We start from the raw sequence: 16,077 nt of genomic DNA, 5'->3' as shown, positions 1-16,077 counted from the left end.
ACAAGTCTATTTTTTTATCTCTTTAGCTTTAGTTCTTTAAATATTTTTCTAAGAACTGATCCTGTTCCCATAAAAGATGAAAGATGTTTTCTTCTGCAACATAACCATGACTTTCTTTAGGTAGAAGAACCATTCTAACAGGAGCACCTAAACCTTTTAAAGCTTGAAAATAACGTTCTGTTTGCAAAGTAAATGTTCCTGGATTATTATCTGCTTCTCCATGAACTAAAAGTAGTGGTGTCTTCATTTTAGAAGCATTCATAAAAGGAGACATTGTATTGTACACCTCTGGAACATCCCAATAGTTTCTTTGTTCACTTTGAAAGCCAAATGGAGTTAAGGTTCTATTGTAAGCCCCACTTCTTGCAATTCCACAAGCAAATAAATCAGAATGCGTTAAAAGGTTTGCTGTCATAAATGCACCATAGGAATGTCCGCCAACAGCCACTTTTTTTCTATTAATATATCCTAAATTATCTACAGCATCTATTGCTGCTTTAGCATTAGCTACTAATTGTGGTATAAAAGTGTCGTTGGGTTCTGTAGTACCTTCACCAATGATAGGAAAAGAAGCATCGTCTAAAACGGCATAACCTCTAGTTACCCAATATACAAAAGAACCATAATAAGGAAAGGTGAAATCATTTGGATTTTGTGTGGTTTGACCTGCACTATTTTTATCTTTAAATTCTTCTGGGTAAGCCCAAATTAATAAAGGTAATTTTTGATCTTTTTTGTTTCTGTCGTAAGTAGCAGGTAAATATAAAGTTCCAGAAAGTGTTACACCGTCATTTCTTTTATATGTAATGACTTCTTTATACACATTATTCAAGCTTTCAAAAGGATTTTTAAAAGTTGTTATAGGTGTGATTTTTTTAGTTTTTAAATTTCGGAAATAATAATTTGGATATTCATTTTTCGATTGCAACATAACCAAAACATCTCCTTTTTTACTGTCTTCAATAGACAATAAATCTTCTTTTTTATCGGTTAATTTTGAGGTGTAAATGCGATTGGTTTTTAATGTTTTTATATCCAATTCATCAATAAAAGGAAATTGTCCTTCTTTGGTAAAACCATCACCTAATAAAAACATTTTATTATTTTCAATGGTTAAAACATAATTTCCAAAAGCGTTTTTCTTTGTTTCAAAATTTCCAGGATCACTATATTTATCTTGGTAATTTCGGTCCCAAATTAATTTTGGTTCCGCACCTTCAACTGAAGGGTTGATAAGATAGGTTTTGCTATTTCTGGTGTCGTACCAATAATCCGACAAAATTGCAGTTGTATTATTTCCCCATTGTATGCCAGCAAAACGTTGTTGTACTTTTAATAACGATTGAGGTGCATTTGTAAAGGGAGCTTCCCATAAAAAAACTTCGTCTCTAAAAGGAACTTCATTGGCTTGGTCACCACCATCTAAAGCTTCCACAAAATAAAGTGTTGCTGGAACATCGCTTCTCCAAGCCATATTTCTTTTACCTGTGCGAGTAGACATAAAACCTTTAGGAGAAATTTCATTTAGAGGAACTTCATTTACGGTTTTAATTTCATTTCCATTTATATCATAAACTACCGTAATTTGTGGGAATCGATAGTAAGGAACTAAATAAGAAAAAGGTTTCTCAATAGAGGTAATCATAACATAATTTCCATCTGGTGAAAAACTTACATCAGAAAACAATCCTGATGTTTTGCTAAAGGGAGTTCTGTTTCCATTTAAATCGATTTTATCCACCTTTGAAGTCGCTAAAGTAACAAAGTTGGCTTCGTCTGCTTTGTTTTTTAATAAATCTTGATACGTTCTGTTTTGAGAAACTTTTCCTTCACTTTCAGATACAATTGGACCTTTAGGTAATGCTTCTTTAGAATTGATTAAAGCGGGTGGATTGGTTGCTAAAGTTGTTACTAATAAAGCCTTACTGTCTTTGTACCAACTGATAGGGTTTCCCATATTGGCATTTAAAAATACCTTGCTTAATTTTGTAGCTTTTGCAGTGGCAACATCAATATACCAAAGGGTTACACCTTGTGAGGTAGTGTGTGTAAAAGCAATATACTTTTCATTGGGTGACCAAGAAATATTAGCAATCTTTGGATTATCTGGTAAGCCCAAAACTTGAGTTTCAGATTTGTTTTTAATAGTACCAATTTTTAAATTGTTAGCATAAGTAATCGTACTAGAAATGTTAGTTACGGGATTAATACGTAATCCTCCCAAACGCATTTCTTCCTGACTTAAATCTTCTAAATTTTTATACGTATTTCTATATGTTAATAACATGTATTCTTTTTTAGAATCCATGGAAACACCTGGCGCTCGTTGGTAATCAGCTAAGGTTAAAATTTCTTGTGGAGGTTTTTGATAGGTTACATTTTCCTGAGAAAAGCTATAAAAACTAGCGATTAAAAGACATGTACTAATAAAAAATGCTTTCATTGTAAAATAAAAAATGGTTAGTTGCTCAAAAATAATCCAATTAAAATGGGAAAATCTGTAAATTTTGTTAAAATGTACGTTTAAAATCTGTAAATTTGAGATTACCGAAAAAAACAGCAGGATAATTCATTTAAAATGATAATTTATTAAATTTGTCCTCCCTAAAATATTAATAGTGTAAGAAATGTATCATTCAAAAATAACAGGATTAGGATATTATGTTCCTGAAAATATAGTAACCAATGATGATTTGGCTAAAATTATGGATACCAATGACGAATGGATTCAAGAACGAACCGGTATTCAAGAACGAAGACATATCATTAGAGGTGAAGACACCACAACATCGATGGGTGTGAAAGCCGCTAAAATTGCTATTGAAAGAGCAAAAATTGATAAAGAGGAAATTGATTTTGTCATTTTTGCCACTTTAAGTCCAGATTATTATTTTCCAGGACCTGGTGTTTTAGTACAACGTGATTTAGGTTTGAAAACGGTTGGTGCTTTAGATGTTAGAAATCAATGTTCGGGTTTTGTATATGCCATTTCTGTAGCTGATCAATTTATTAAGACAGGTATGTATAAAAACATATTAGTCATTGGTTCAGAGTTACATTCAACGGGATTGGATATGACGACCAGAGGAAGAGGTGTTTCTGTCATTTTTGGAGATGGGGCAGGTGCTGCTATTTTGAGTAGAGAAGAAGATACAACCAAAGGGATTTTGTCCACACATTTGCATTCAGAAGGGCAACATGCAGAGGAATTATCTTTAATTGCTCCAGGAATGGGTAAAAGATGGGTAACCGATATTATTGCTGATAATGATCCTAATGATGAAAGTTATTATCCTTATATGAACGGCCAGTTTGTATTTAAAAATGCAGTGGTTCGTTTTAGTGAAGTAATAAATGAGGGTTTACAAGCGAATAATTTACAAGTTTCCGATATAAATTTATTAGTGCCTCATCAAGCGAATTTGAGAATTTCTCAGTTCATACAACAAAAATTCAGATTGACGGATGATCAAGTGTATAACAATATTCAGAAATATGGTAATACTACTGCAGCTTCTATTCCTATTGCTTTAACAGAAGCATGGGAACAAGGAAAAATAAAAGAAGGTGATTTAGTAGTATTAGCTGCTTTTGGTAGTGGTTTTACTTGGGGAAGTGTAATAATTCGTTGGTAAAATGATACTTACGAAGAGTGCAAGAGCAGTTTCCTCTATTTGGATGAAAGGATTATTTTTTATCGGGATTGGTATTTCTTTTTTTCTTTTAATAGGTTGTAAAAAAGAGACTACAGAAAATTTAAATACTAAACTACAGAAAAATCAAGACTCTTTGATACAATCTCAACAAAAAAATGAAAGTAAGGTTGTACAGGAAGATTTTCATGATTTTATTGAAATGTTTAGTCAAAAAAGAGAGTTTCAATTAGAGAGGGTTCAATTTCCTTTACCAATTCAAGTATTAGATGATAATTTTGAATTACAAGAAATTCCAGTAAATCAAGAAAAGTATACTTTCTTAAACTTTATACTACCTGATGATTTTTTAGAATACAAACAAAATATTTTTATTGATTCGAAAAATGCCAAAATTGAACAAAGAGGATTGAATAATGGTTATATGATTGATTATTTCTTTGAAAATAAAAATGGGAAATGGTATTTGAAAAGTTGGATAGATGCCTCACCATAAAATTAAAAGCGATTCCATTTGGAATCGCTTTTTTTGTATAAAAAATTATAATAATCCACCGCTTTTTTGGGTTTGATTATTGTCTCTTTCTTTGCGTTGTAAGGCTCTGTTTTTTCCACCACCAAAACGATAATTAAACCCTACATATACCGTTTGGCTTTCCCAATGAAAAGCACCAGATTGAGGATAAGGCAAATCACCATCAAAACTGAATTTCATCGCTTTAAATATATCACTAAAACGTGCGCTAATGGTTCCTTTTCCACCTAAAACGGTATAACTTGCTCCTAAATCAGTTCTCCACATGGGTTTTCTGATAAATTGTAAACTAATGTCTTCCCCTCTATACATTCCAAAAAGTTGAAAGCGTAAATCTTTAGTAGCTTTAAAAGAGTTGTTAATTCGAGCATTAAAAATAGTAGCATCCGCTTCTACAAAATCCGTACTCACCACTCCTCGTATTTTTCTAAAATAAGCATCAACTCCAAAATTAGCACTCCACCATTTTGTAAAGTTTAAATTTCCAGAAACCTCCATCCCATAGGCATCGTTATCTTTAAAATTATCATAACTTAAGATGTTTTTGTTAGGATCGGTCGGACTTTCGTAAATATAACGATTGATTTCATCATAAATTTTTCTATAAAAAACTCCAGAAGTAATGGAACCAATTTTTGTTCTTCGGGTATAATTTAACTCGAAAGAATTGGTAAACTGAGGTTTTAGATCGGGATTACCTTTAGAATCTATGGTTGGTGTAGACCATTCTCTAATTGGATTCACTTGTTGAATACTGGCACGATCCACACGTCTAGCAACACTAAAGTTAAACGAATTGTTGTCATTCGGATTATAACTTATAAATCCAGAAGGATAAACGGTTACAAAGCTATCTGAAAAATGAGCACTTGCATTCCCTACTTGATTAAAATCGGCTGCGGCTTCAAATTTTTCTAATCGCGCTCCCGCTTGTGCACTCCATTTTTTCCACTGTTTACCATAAGTAGCATAAGCAGAATAGATTTTTCTTTCATAATTGAAACTAGAATTATAACTGTTGTTCACATGTAATAAATTATCTGTCGATTCAATACGCGTTTCTAATCCAGTTTCTAGTTTAGTGGTTTCACTTAATGGATTTACATAATCCAAATTAATAATAACATTGTCGTTAGTGTTATCTACAGTATTTAATGTATAACTTGGAATAAGTGGAAATTCAAATGTAGTGCGTTCAGGGCTATCGTTTTTGTTAAAATTAACTTCTAATTCAATATTTTCTCCTTCTTTCTTAAAATTGTGTTTGTAATCCAAATTATAAGCTTGCGAAGTATTGTCATTTTTAGAGTTAAATAACTGTAAGATATCATCTGTTGCTGGGTCTTCATAATTGACATCGGTACGACCAATAGCGCCTCCATAAAAAAGATTTTGCGTGGTATAAAAGGAAACGGTGTTTTTTTCGTCAATAAAATAATCCATTCCTACTTTAAATAAATGGGATGTATTTTTATTATTGAAATCAAAACCTTGTCTGTTTCTATTATTCGTTTCAAAACTATTGATATAACCATTATTGGCATTTTTTCCATGATTGAAACCATAATTACCATAGAAATTTACTTTCCCTGTTTTATAATTTAAGTCTAAAGACGAATTTACTTTAGGAGTAATACCAAAAGTAACTCCAGAGTTTACCGAACCATTAAAACCATCATTAGCATTTTTATGCAATACAATATTAATAATACCGCTCATTCCTTCCGGATTGTATTTTGCTGATGGATTGGTAATCAACTCAATTTGTTTAATGGAAGCCGATGGAATTTGTTTTAATATTTGTTCGGGAGATAGATTCGTTGGTTTTCCATCAATAAGAATTCGTACATTCGAATTTCCTCTTAAAGTAATTTGATTGGTTTGTGGATCAACGGAAACCGAAGGAATGTTATTCATGATTTCTCCAGCAGTAGCACCCGCACTGATTAAATCTTTACCTACATTAATTACTTTTCGGTCGATTTTTTGTTCCATGATGGAACGCTCTTTAACGACTTCTACACCAGCCAATTGAGCAACATCTTCTTCTATGGCAATCGTTCCTAAATCGGCACGTGAATTTTCAGATAAATCCACTTCTTTAATTAAAGTTTTGTAACCAATAAACTGAATTTCAAGTGTGTATTTTTGAGGAACTAATTTATTAATTTCAAAATTTCCAGTTTCGTTGGTAATACCACCTGTTACCAAAGTGGCATCGTGTTTTACAACAATGGTTACATAAGGTAAAGGTTCACTTGTTTTTTTGTCGATTACTTTTCCTGAAATATTTCCAGAGATTTGAGCAAATAGGGAATACCAACTACTCAATGCAAGTAAAATAAATAATTTTAATTTCATTTTAATAACTGTTTAACGTGATTTGATTGATACTATACTAGACTGTACTTTTTATTCTTTGTTACAAAGGGTATGTTTTTTTGGCTTTTTTTTAACAGTACGACAAATTTTGTAAACTAATTACAAATTACTAATCACTAATCACTAAATTTGCACCTTCATAAAAATCAAGAAAAATGACTTTACAAGAAACACTAACCAAACACATTTTAGAAGCCGTTCATTCTGTTTTCAATTTAACCATTGATAAAGTTGAATTTCAAGCGACTAGGAAAGACTTTGAAGGTGATATTACAATGGTTGTTTTTCCTTTGGTAAAAGCATTAAAAGGGAATCCAGTTGAAATTGGAACCAAAATTGGAAGCTATTTAGTTGAAAATGTAGCCGTAGTTGAAAAATTCAATGTAGTGGCGGGTTTTTTAAATATTGTTATTTCCGATGTTTTTTATGTTGATTTTTTCAATACTATTAAAAGTCAAGATACTTTTGGATATGTTTCTCCAATAGAAGGCGATACAGCTATTATGGTGGAATATTCTTCACCAAACACAAATAAACCGTTACATTTAGGACACATTCGTAATAATTTATTAGGCTATTCCGTAGCTGAAATTATAAAAGCTTCTGGTAAAAAAGTATACAAAACTCAAATTATAAACGACCGTGGCATTCATATTTGTAAGTCGATGTTGGCTTGGCAAAAATTTGGTGAAGGAACAACTCCAGAATCTACAGGATTAAAAGGAGATAAATTAGTTGGGAATTTTTATGTTGCATTTGATAAGCAATATAAAAAAGAAATAAACGAATTAATAGCACAAGGTAAAACAGAAGAAGAGGCTAAAAAAATAGCGCCTTCTATTCTGGAAGCTCAGGAAATGTTGCGTAAATGGGAAGCGGGTGATGAAGAAGTAGTAGGCCTTTGGAAAAAAATGAACCAATGGGTGTATAATGGTTTTGAAGAAACCTATAAAAACTTAGGTGTTGATTTTGATAGTTATTATTACGAAAGCAACACTTATCTTTTAGGAAAAGAAGTGGTTCAGTTCGGTTTGGAAAAAGGAATTTTTGAGAAAGATCCTGATGGTTCTGTTTGGATTGATTTAACTGCTGAAGGTTTGGATAGAAAAATTGTTTTACGTTCGGATGGAACGGCAGTTTACATGACACAAGATATTGGAACGGCAATTCAACGTGTTAAAGATCATGCGGATATAGGCGGTATGGTTTACACCGTTGGTAACGAACAAGATTACCATTTTAAAGTGCTGTTTTTAATTTTAAAGAAATTAGGCTTTGATTGGGCAGAACATTTATATCATTTGAGTTATGGAATGGTTGAATTGCCTTCTGGGAAAATGAAATCACGTGAAGGAACTGTGGTTGATGCAGATGATTTAATGGAGGAAATGACCCAAACTGCTCAAAAGATTTCTGAAGAACTAGGAAAATTAGATGGTTATACTGCTACTGAGAAAGCAGCTTTGTACAAAGTAATTGGATTAGGTGCTTTGAAATATTATATGTTAAAAGTAGATCCTAAAAAACAGATGCTATTCAATCCAGAGGAATCAGTTGATTTTAATGGGAATACGGGACCTTTTATTCAATATACCTATGCACGTATTCAATCGATTTTAAGAAAAGCCGATTTTGATTATTCTTCTGTCGCGATAACATCGAGTGGAGTTGAGATGCAGGATAAAGAAAAAGAATTAATCAAACAAGTACAATTATTCCCTGAAGTAATTCAAAATGCAGCAACCCATCATAGTCCGGCTTTGATTGCAAATTATACGTATGATTTGGTAAAAGAATTCAATTCATTTTATCAAAATGTGCCTATTTTACCTGAACAAAATTTAGAAAAGAAAGCCTTTAGAGTACAATTGGCTAAAACGGTTGGTACTACAATCAAAAATGCATTTCATTTATTAGGGATTCAAGTACCAGAACGTATGTAAAAAATAATATTTTAAATAAAAAAAGAGGTTTTAAATACCTCTTTTTTTATTTGTTTTTTTAATAATTTTTTTACAAAAATTTATTTTATATCTTTGTAAAAGAGGGAGAAAATACTGCAAAAAAACATTTATTAATGACTTATTAGTACTTGATGTGTAGAATTATCGCAATAGCCAATCAAAAAGGAGGTGTAGGAAAATCTTCTACGTCTATAAACTTGGCTGCCTCATTGGCTGTATTAGATAAAAGAACACTTTTAATTGATGCCGACCCTCAAGCAAACACTACCAGTTCGTTTCCAATTGCCGATAATGAAGATTGTACTTTTACTATCGATTTATATAATTATGAAAAAAATAGTATTCGCGCTTTTAGAACTGAAACTCCAAATCTTAGCTTCATACCAACCAATATTAATTTGGCTAATCTAGAAATTCAAGAAAAGAATTATTTTGGTACACATCACGAACTCAAACACTCTATTGAAGATATAAAGAACGAGTATGATTATATTGTAATTGATTGCGGGCCTTCCTTAAACTTTATAACAACCAGTTTTTTATGTATCGCCGATTCCTTATTGATTCCTGTACAATGTGAGTTTTATGCACTTAGTGGCTTGTTTAAATTATTTAACGTTTTCAAAACAATACGAGACAATTATAATCGTAATTTAGACATAGAAGGGGTTTTAATAACGATGTATGATAAACGTTTGGCTTTTTCAAATGTAATTGTTGAAGAAATTAAAAATCATTTCAAAACTTTAGTTTTTTCTACGATAATTGTCAGAAATATTACTATTAGTGAAGCGCAAAGTCACCGAAAAACAGTAATAGATTATGATGCAAGCAGTAAAGGTGCTTTGAATTATTTATCTTTAGCAACAGAAATTATAGACAACAATAAAAACGACGAAATGAGTAATGATAGCTTAGGTAGAAACTTGAATCAAATATTGGAGGATGCGAAAAAGGAAAGTGATTTAAGCACTATTTTCGATAAATTACCAATCAATAAAGAGCGAAAAAGTGCCAATTATTTTTCAAAAAACTACGAAAAATTAATTGGACTAAGCAAAAAGGATATTAATTCAATTTTTTCCGAATCCTATAATGACTACTATAGTGATATTTGGGTTTTTCGCTTGAACGAAAAAATGAGTTATTTTAAGAAAAATTACCTCTATATTTATTTTACTGAAGATAAAGTTGAAAAATATGAACTGACAGTCTTTAGACGAAAAGATGTTATTTAACGTTTTTTACTAAAAATAAATCCTTTTATCTTAGTTAAAAATGTAACTTTTCTTACCCAAACGTAATGCAAAATAAGGTAACTTTGTAAGAAGCTAAAATTTACTACCATGGATGTTGAAATACTTGCTCGAATCCAATTTGCCTTTACAATTGCTTTTCATTACATCTATCCTCCTTTAAGTATCGGAATAGGCCTTTTAATAGTTATTATGGAAGGTTTGTATTTAAAAACGGGGAAAAAAGAATATGAAATTCTCACTCGTTTTTGGTTGAAGATATTTGCCATAACCTTTGGAATAGGAGTGGCAACGGGTATTATCATGGAATTTGAATTTGGTACTAATTGGGCAATATATTCCAAATATGTAGGCGATATTTTTGGAAGCGCTCTTGCTGCTGAAGGCTTGTTTGCTTTTGGCTTAGAAAGTACCTTTTTAGGGATTTTGCTTTTTGGATGGAATAGAGTATCACCAAGAGTCCATTTTATATCAACAGTTGGGGTTTTTTTAGGGTCCATGTTTTCTGCTGTTTGGATAGTGGTAGCCAATAGTTGGCAACAAACCCCAGCAGGTTATCATATTGTAGGCGAAGGTATTCATACTCGTGCAGAAGTGACTGATTTTTGGGCTATGGTTTTTAATCCTTCCAGTTTGGATCGTATCATTCATGTATGGCAAGGTGCTTTTTTAGCCGGAGCCTTTATGGTTTTAAGTGTACATGCTTATTATTTAAGAAAAGGAAGATATGCTGATATTTCTAAGAAAGCCTTTAAAATGGCATTGGTTGTTGCCACTGTAATATCATTTTCTCAATTGATTTCAGGGCATAGCTCAGCTGATGGAGTAGCTAAAAACCAACCCGCTAAATTAGCAGCAATGGAAGGTCATTATGAGAAAAAAGCACCTGCCAATTTATATCTATTGGGTTGGGTTGATAATGAACAACAAGAAGTAACGGGTTTAGCAATTCCAGGTGGCTTATCTTTTTTAGTACATCAAGATTTTGAGGCGCCAATAACAGGATTGAATGCTTTTCCTGAAGAAGATAGACCAAGCCAGGTAAATGCAGTATTTCAATTTTATCATATTATGATTGCTATTGGAATGTTTTTAATTGGTTTAACTATCTATGCATGTTTTTTATGGTGGAAGGGGAAATTGTTTGAAACGAAATGGTTATTATGGATTTTTTCTTTTTCTGTTATTTTACCTCAAATAGCCAATCAAGTAGGTTGGTTTACCGCTGAAATGGGAAGGCAACCTTGGATTGTTTACGGTCATTTAAGAACGAGTCAAGGGTTTTCTCAAGAAGTATCTGCCAATCAAATTGTTTTTTCTTTGGTACTATTCACAATAGTTTATAGTTTGCTTTTCTTGTTGTTTTTATATTCTTTAAATAAGAAAATTAAACACGGACCTTACGATGAAGCTCAAAATGCATTAGAAATTATTTAAAAAGCATCAGATGGAAACATTTTTTGGAATCGATTATCCCACACTTTGGTACCTAGTAGTAGGGTTATTATTTTCTGGTTATGCAATTTTGGAAGGATTTGATTATGGAGCTGGTGCTTGGCACTTATTTTTAAGAAAAGATCTTAGCAGACGCATTGCGATTAATGCTATTGGTCCGGTTTGGGACGCCAATCAAGTGTGGTTAATTATTGGAGGAGGTGCTTTATTTGCTGGTTTCCCTGTAATGTATGCAACCATGCTATCTGCAATGTATATTCCTTTTATGCTTTTTTTAGTGTTATTAGTGTTGCGTTCTTCGGCTATAAAATTTAGAAGTGCAGAAGAAATGCTTTGGTGGAGAACTACTTGGGATTATATCTATTTTATTTCGAATGTACTTATTTCGTTTCTTTTAGGTGTAGTGTTAGGAAATATTTTAGAAGGCTTTGAAATTGGTCACGAATTTAAATATCAAGGTGGCGTTTTTCTGTCTTTTTTGAGTCCGTATGCCATTATGGTTGGTGTTACAACCTTATTTTTATTTATGACACAAGGCGCTATTTTTCTATTGTTAAAAACCGAAGGAAAGCTTTATGAAAGAATTACGTTTCTGCTTAGAAAGGGAATGATTTTCTTTATATTGAGTTTTTCCGTTACATCATTATATACGTTGGTTTTTATTCCAGGAGTAACCGATAATTTTAAAGAAAACCCCATTTTCTTTGTTTTGCCAGTTTTGGCTTTTTTGGCTGTAGCCAATGTACCACGGTTGGTTTCAAAGAAAAAATATGGTTATGCATTGATATTCTCTTCATTGACCATGGCTTTTTTATTAATGTTAGTAGCCTTTCAATTGTATCCCGTATTGTTGCCTTCAACAATACATCCAGAACATAGTGTTACCATTTATAATGCAGCTTCTTCTCAAAAATCTTTAGGAATTATGCTGACCATTGTGGCAATCGGTTCTCCCTTATTAGCGGCCTATTTTGTTTTTCTATATAAAACTTTTTATGGTAAAGTAAAATTAGATGAAACTAGTTATTGATTTTGGTTAATATTATTAAAAAATACGTATAAATACGTATAAAAAAACGGTTAAAATACGTGTAAATACGTATTGCAAGATGTAGAATTATAAACTAACTTTGTATCTAACAAAAAACAAATATCGTTTTTTATTTCTCATTTAAAAAGACATGCTATTACCACACTGTATTGCCTGCAGGTCTGTCATTTAATTATAACCAAATTTATAACATAATAAATATTTATCATGAAAAGAGTACTATTTGTGATTGGTTTAGTTTTGTTGAATTTTGGAATATTTAATTATTTAACAAATCATTTTAAGTCAAATTTTACCTACGAAGAAATGTTGAAAACACTTTTACTTTCTTTTGTAGCAGTAACAGTGATTAGTTTTTTTGTTTCCTCTTGTTTGTATTTTTTAAAAATGTATGTCGAAAAAACGTTGATTTCATTCCGATCTATTTATGTCAATTTGTATTTTAATGTGTCGGTTACCATTTATTTTTTATTGCTACTTCTAATTATTGCTACTTTTATTTGATTCTTTTCAATAAAAAGACAACCCTATTGACATACTGTTGTCATTTTTGGGTTTTAAGTTTGTAGCACAAATAAATAATTAGTTTTAGTTATGGTTTACGTTTTCAAAACTTCAATTGAAGATAAAAAACAAATTAAAAGTATTTCTAAAAATTTAAATGAAATACAAGAAATCCAAAGATGGAATTTCGATTTAGAAGATTGTGATAATATTCTAAGAATTGTGGCCGAAAAAAATATTTCTAAAACAGTTTGTGAACTATTTAGCGCCTTTAATTATACGTGTATTGAATTAGAATAGTTATTGAATAGTTGAATTTGTCACAACTATAGGTGTGTCATCGTGCATCGATATACTCGGATAAACAGGATACCAAGAACCTCCGATATTATTTCGAATGATTGAATTGTCAATTCGAATATTCCCTGTATGATTATTGCTCACAAAGAAAATAGAAGAGCCATAAGCATTTACTTCATTTTGTTCGATTATACTGCCTAAGATAGTTAGTGTCATTTCATTTCCATCATTGTAGATAGCACCGCCACTGCCTCCACCAGGTGTACCACTTTGTGCAGGATTACCACCATTTCCAATGGCTTTATTATGCGAGAATAAACTATTAATTATCGTCCATGAAGTACCGATACTACTAATGGCTCCACCATTGGAACCGCTATTTCCATAAATGTTACCACCACCAAAAGTGGTGTTCACGACATAAATGGGTAAACTATTGTATTGACTAAAGGCTCTAATAGCACCGCCACCTACATCCGGACCAGTACCAACACATCGATTATTGAAAAAGCGACAATTCACTACTTTTAAGCGTCCGCCTCTTGCCCAAATGGCAGCACCACCACCAGATGAACCCGTATCCATATTATGACCGTCAGCAAAAGTGATATTTTGAACCGTAACTCTTGGATGATCTTGATTCTGACAATGGTCTGTTGTCCAAACTAAATCAGGATCACAAGTATTCATATATAAAATACGAGTCGTACCACCACCACTTAAAGTAACTAATCCACCACCATCAATTACCACATCAGGGTTGGCATTGTTAAAAACACATGCCGGTCGATCCATAACAATAGTCACAGGGTTGGGACCGCAATTAAATGTAATTTTTCCTCCTTGTGCAACCGCAGCAACAACGGCATCACAGGTGCAACTTTCAGGTGTTCCATTACCCACTACTACATCAGGATTGTTTACATTCTCAGTTCCAGCACCTACAGGAATGGATGAATTACCATTTGGGTTTCCGGCTGGTGGTCCATCTTGTGGGTTTTCTAATGGATTGTGTACTTCAATACCTTCTTCGTTATTGTCTTTGGAACATGCGATACATAATACAATTACAAAACAATAACCTACTGTTTTGAAATAGTTTAGGGCTGTTTTTTTCATAGTTGTTGTTTGAAAATATATAACGTAAAAAGGAATAAATAATTGTTTGGTTTCTAGGTTTTTGTTTAAAGAATACTTGGCTTTTTTAATTTCTGTTTTATGCGAAAACGTTTGAAGTATTTTATTTTTTAAATTATCAATAATAATGCGTCAAATAATTGTATTTCAGTTGAAAAAGTTTGGTTCTTCCAGTAAATAGTTGGAATTTTATAGTAGCTTTTTTGTATCGATAAGCATTGGAACTCTAAAATAAAAACAAATAAAATGACAACAATTCCAGAAAGAATACAACTGCAACAACCTTGGCATCAAAAAGACTATCTCTTAGATGGCGAACTTAAAATTTGGGATGGAGAAAGTGCTGAGGTATATTCTTCCATTTCAACTACAGCAAATTACCAACCTACTTTATTGGGTTCTGTACCGAATATGAATGAAGCAGCGGCTTTAGCAGCTTTAGAGTCTTCACACAAAGCCTATAATAATGGTCAGGGTGATTGGCCTACCATGAAAGTACAAGACCGTATCAAATGCATGGAGCAATTTGTAAAACAAATGGAGCAAACACGTACTGAAGTGGTCCGACTATTAATGTGGGAAATTGGGAAAACCTTACCGGATAGCGAAAAGGAATTTGATCGAACAGTTGAATATATTTATGATACAATAAAAGATTACAAAGCCTTAAATCAGGAAGGGAATCGCTTTCAGAAAGTACAAGGTATTAATGCCATGATTAAAAGGAGTCCGCTGGGTGTGGTTTTGTGTTTAGGACCGTATAATTATCCTTTGAACGAAACCTTTTCTTTATTGATTCCAGCTTTAATTATGGGAAACACCGTATTGTTTAAACCGGCAAAGTATGGTGTTTTGTTATTAGCTCCTTTACTAAAAGCATTCCAAAGTTCATTCCCAAAAGGTGTTATCAATATTTTATACGGACGCGGTAGAGAAGTGGCGGCACCTATTATGAAATCAGGATTGGTTACCGTTTTATCTTTAATAGGAAATAGTAAATCTGCGATTGCTTTACAAGATTTACATCCGAATAAAAATAAATTGCGTTTGATTTTAGGTTTGGAAGCCAAAAACCCAGCTATCATTTTACCTGATGCGAATTTAGATTTGGCCGTTTCCGAATGTATTACAGGATCACTTTCGTTTAACGGACAACGTTGTACAGCTTTAAAAGTTATCTACGTACACGAATCGATTGCCGAAGAATTCAACAAGCGATTTGCAGCCAAAGTAGATGCACTAAAATTTGGCAATCCTTGGGAAGAAAATGTGTTCTTAACACCACTTCCTGAACCTGATAAACCTGATTATATTCAAGAGTTAATTGATGATGCCAAAGCACATGGTGCTAAGATTATTAACGAAAGAGGTGGCGAACGCATGGAAAATTATATTTTTCCAGCGGTTTTATTTCCTGTAAATAAAGCCATGAGAGTGTATCACGAAGAACAATTTGGACCAGTAGTACCTATTTTAACCTTTAAAGATATCCAAGAGCCTTTAGATGATATGGCGGCTTCCGATTATGGCCAACAAGTGAGTCTTTTTGGAAAAGACATTACCACAGTAGCACCACTAATTGATGTTTTAGTTAATTTAGTTTGTAGGGTTAATTTAAATAGTTCCTGCCAAAGAGGTCCAGATGTTTTTCCGTTTACTGGAAGAAAAGATTCTGCTGTAGGAACTTTGAGTATTCATGACGCGTTGCGCTCGTTTTCGATACGAACTTTTGTTGCCTCAAAAGATAACGATTATAACAATGCCATTTTACAAGAATTATTAGACAGTAAAAAAAGTAATTTCATTAATACCGATTATATACTGTAATTTGGTATCTTGC

11 protein-coding genes and 1 pseudogene are annotated in these 16,077 nt (G+C 32.4%); 9 read left to right on the top strand and 3 right to left on the bottom strand.

What is annotated here, in order from left to right:
• Positions 1-28 precede the first annotated feature (28 nt).
• Positions 29-2,443, bottom strand: coding sequence for a S9 family peptidase (locus NHF47_RS14970; RefSeq protein ID WP_252765693.1), 2,415 nt, complete (start codon positions 2,441-2,443; stop codon positions 29-31).
• A 184-nt stretch (positions 2,444-2,627) separates the two neighbouring features.
• Here NHF47_RS14970 and NHF47_RS14965 point away from each other — a divergent pair, with 184 nt between their 5' ends.
• Positions 2,628-3,635, top strand: a complete 1,008-nt coding sequence (locus NHF47_RS14965; protein WP_252765692.1) for a 3-oxoacyl-ACP synthase III family protein — start codon at positions 2,628-2,630, stop codon at positions 3,633-3,635.
• Between the two features lies 1 nt (position 3,636).
• Complete coding sequence (locus tag NHF47_RS14960) at positions 3,637-4,149, top strand: DUF4348 domain-containing protein (protein ID WP_252765691.1); 513 nt, start codon at positions 3,637-3,639, stop codon at positions 4,147-4,149.
• 45 nt (positions 4,150-4,194) lie between these two features.
• On the opposite strand, the gene NHF47_RS14955 is transcribed toward NHF47_RS14960, so the two are convergent.
• Positions 4,195-6,549 carry a TonB-dependent receptor domain-containing protein gene (locus NHF47_RS14955; protein WP_252765690.1) on the bottom strand — a complete coding sequence of 785 codons (2,355 nt, stop codon included), beginning with the start codon at positions 6,547-6,549 and terminating at the stop codon, positions 4,195-4,197.
• Between the two features lie 176 nt (positions 6,550-6,725).
• Between NHF47_RS14955 and argS the strand changes: the two genes are divergently transcribed.
• From argS to NHF47_RS14925, 6 genes and pseudogenes are all read left to right on the top strand, one after another.
• Positions 6,726-8,513 carry an arginine--tRNA ligase gene (gene argS, locus NHF47_RS14950; RefSeq protein ID WP_252765689.1) on the top strand — a complete coding sequence of 596 codons (1,788 nt, stop codon included), beginning with the start codon at positions 6,726-6,728 and terminating at the stop codon, positions 8,511-8,513.
• Positions 8,514-8,665: 152 nt separating this feature from the next.
• Positions 8,666-9,424 (top strand): annotated as a pseudogene (locus NHF47_RS14945) (ParA family protein); the annotation flags it as partial.
• 456 nt (positions 9,425-9,880) lie between these two features.
• On the top strand, positions 9,881-11,227 hold the full coding sequence (locus NHF47_RS14940) for a cytochrome ubiquinol oxidase subunit I (RefSeq protein ID WP_252765688.1): 1,347 nt from the start codon (positions 9,881-9,883) through the stop codon (positions 11,225-11,227).
• Positions 11,228-11,237: 10 nt separating this feature from the next.
• Positions 11,238-12,275 carry a cytochrome d ubiquinol oxidase subunit II gene (gene cydB / locus NHF47_RS14935; RefSeq protein ID WP_252765687.1) on the top strand — a complete coding sequence of 346 codons (1,038 nt, stop codon included), beginning with the start codon at positions 11,238-11,240 and terminating at the stop codon, positions 12,273-12,275.
• A gap of 228 nt (positions 12,276-12,503) precedes the next feature.
• Complete coding sequence (locus NHF47_RS14930; RefSeq protein ID WP_252765686.1) at positions 12,504-12,800, top strand: hypothetical protein; 297 nt, start codon at positions 12,504-12,506, stop codon at positions 12,798-12,800.
• A 90-nt stretch (positions 12,801-12,890) separates the two neighbouring features.
• The gene (locus NHF47_RS14925; protein WP_252765685.1) at positions 12,891-13,100 is read left to right on the top strand and encodes a hypothetical protein; all 210 of its coding nucleotides are present in this window, start codon (positions 12,891-12,893) and stop codon (positions 13,098-13,100) included.
• On the opposite strand, the gene NHF47_RS14920 is transcribed toward NHF47_RS14925, so the two are convergent.
• Entirely contained in the window at positions 13,101-14,219 is a 1,119-nt protein-coding gene (locus NHF47_RS14920) for a hypothetical protein (RefSeq protein ID WP_252765684.1), read from the bottom strand.
• Between the two features lie 264 nt (positions 14,220-14,483).
• Between NHF47_RS14920 and NHF47_RS14915 the strand changes: the two genes are divergently transcribed.
• The gene (locus tag NHF47_RS14915; RefSeq protein ID WP_252765683.1) at positions 14,484-16,064 is read left to right on the top strand and encodes an NADP-dependent glyceraldehyde-3-phosphate dehydrogenase; all 1,581 of its coding nucleotides are present in this window, start codon (positions 14,484-14,486) and stop codon (positions 16,062-16,064) included.
• The last annotated feature ends 13 nt before the right edge of the window (positions 16,065-16,077 follow it).

The organism is Flavobacterium sp. NRK F7, from assembly GCF_024054195.1.
Taxonomy (GTDB): Bacteria; Bacteroidota; Bacteroidia; order Flavobacteriales; family Flavobacteriaceae; genus Flavobacterium.
The sequence above is the reverse complement of the archived record's forward strand: the minus strand, read 5'-3'. Positions and strand labels throughout refer to the sequence as shown.

Excerpts from the sequence above, each read along its gene's own strand:
- NHF47_RS14970 (WP_252765693.1), bottom strand. The coding sequence starts at position 2,443 with ATGAAAGCATTTTTTATTAGTACATGTCTTTTAATCGCTAGTTTTTAT.
- NHF47_RS14965 (WP_252765692.1), top strand. The coding sequence starts at position 2,628 with ATGTATCATTCAAAAATAACAGGATTAGGATATTATGTTCCTGAAAAT.
- NHF47_RS14960 (WP_252765691.1), top strand. The coding sequence starts at position 3,637 with ATGATACTTACGAAGAGTGCAAGAGCAGTTTCCTCTATTTGGATGAAA.
- NHF47_RS14955 (WP_252765690.1), bottom strand. The coding sequence starts at position 6,549 with ATGAAATTAAAATTATTTATTTTACTTGCATTGAGTAGTTGGTATTCC.
- argS (WP_252765689.1), top strand. The coding sequence starts at position 6,726 with ATGACTTTACAAGAAACACTAACCAAACACATTTTAGAAGCCGTTCAT.
- NHF47_RS14940 (WP_252765688.1), top strand. The coding sequence starts at position 9,881 with ATGGATGTTGAAATACTTGCTCGAATCCAATTTGCCTTTACAATTGCT.
- cydB (WP_252765687.1), top strand. The coding sequence starts at position 11,238 with ATGGAAACATTTTTTGGAATCGATTATCCCACACTTTGGTACCTAGTA.
- NHF47_RS14930 (WP_252765686.1), top strand. The coding sequence starts at position 12,504 with ATGAAAAGAGTACTATTTGTGATTGGTTTAGTTTTGTTGAATTTTGGA.
- NHF47_RS14925 (WP_252765685.1), top strand. The coding sequence starts at position 12,891 with ATGGTTTACGTTTTCAAAACTTCAATTGAAGATAAAAAACAAATTAAA.
- NHF47_RS14920 (WP_252765684.1), bottom strand. The coding sequence starts at position 14,219 with ATGAAAAAAACAGCCCTAAACTATTTCAAAACAGTAGGTTATTGTTTT.
- NHF47_RS14915 (WP_252765683.1), top strand. The coding sequence starts at position 14,484 with ATGACAACAATTCCAGAAAGAATACAACTGCAACAACCTTGGCATCAA.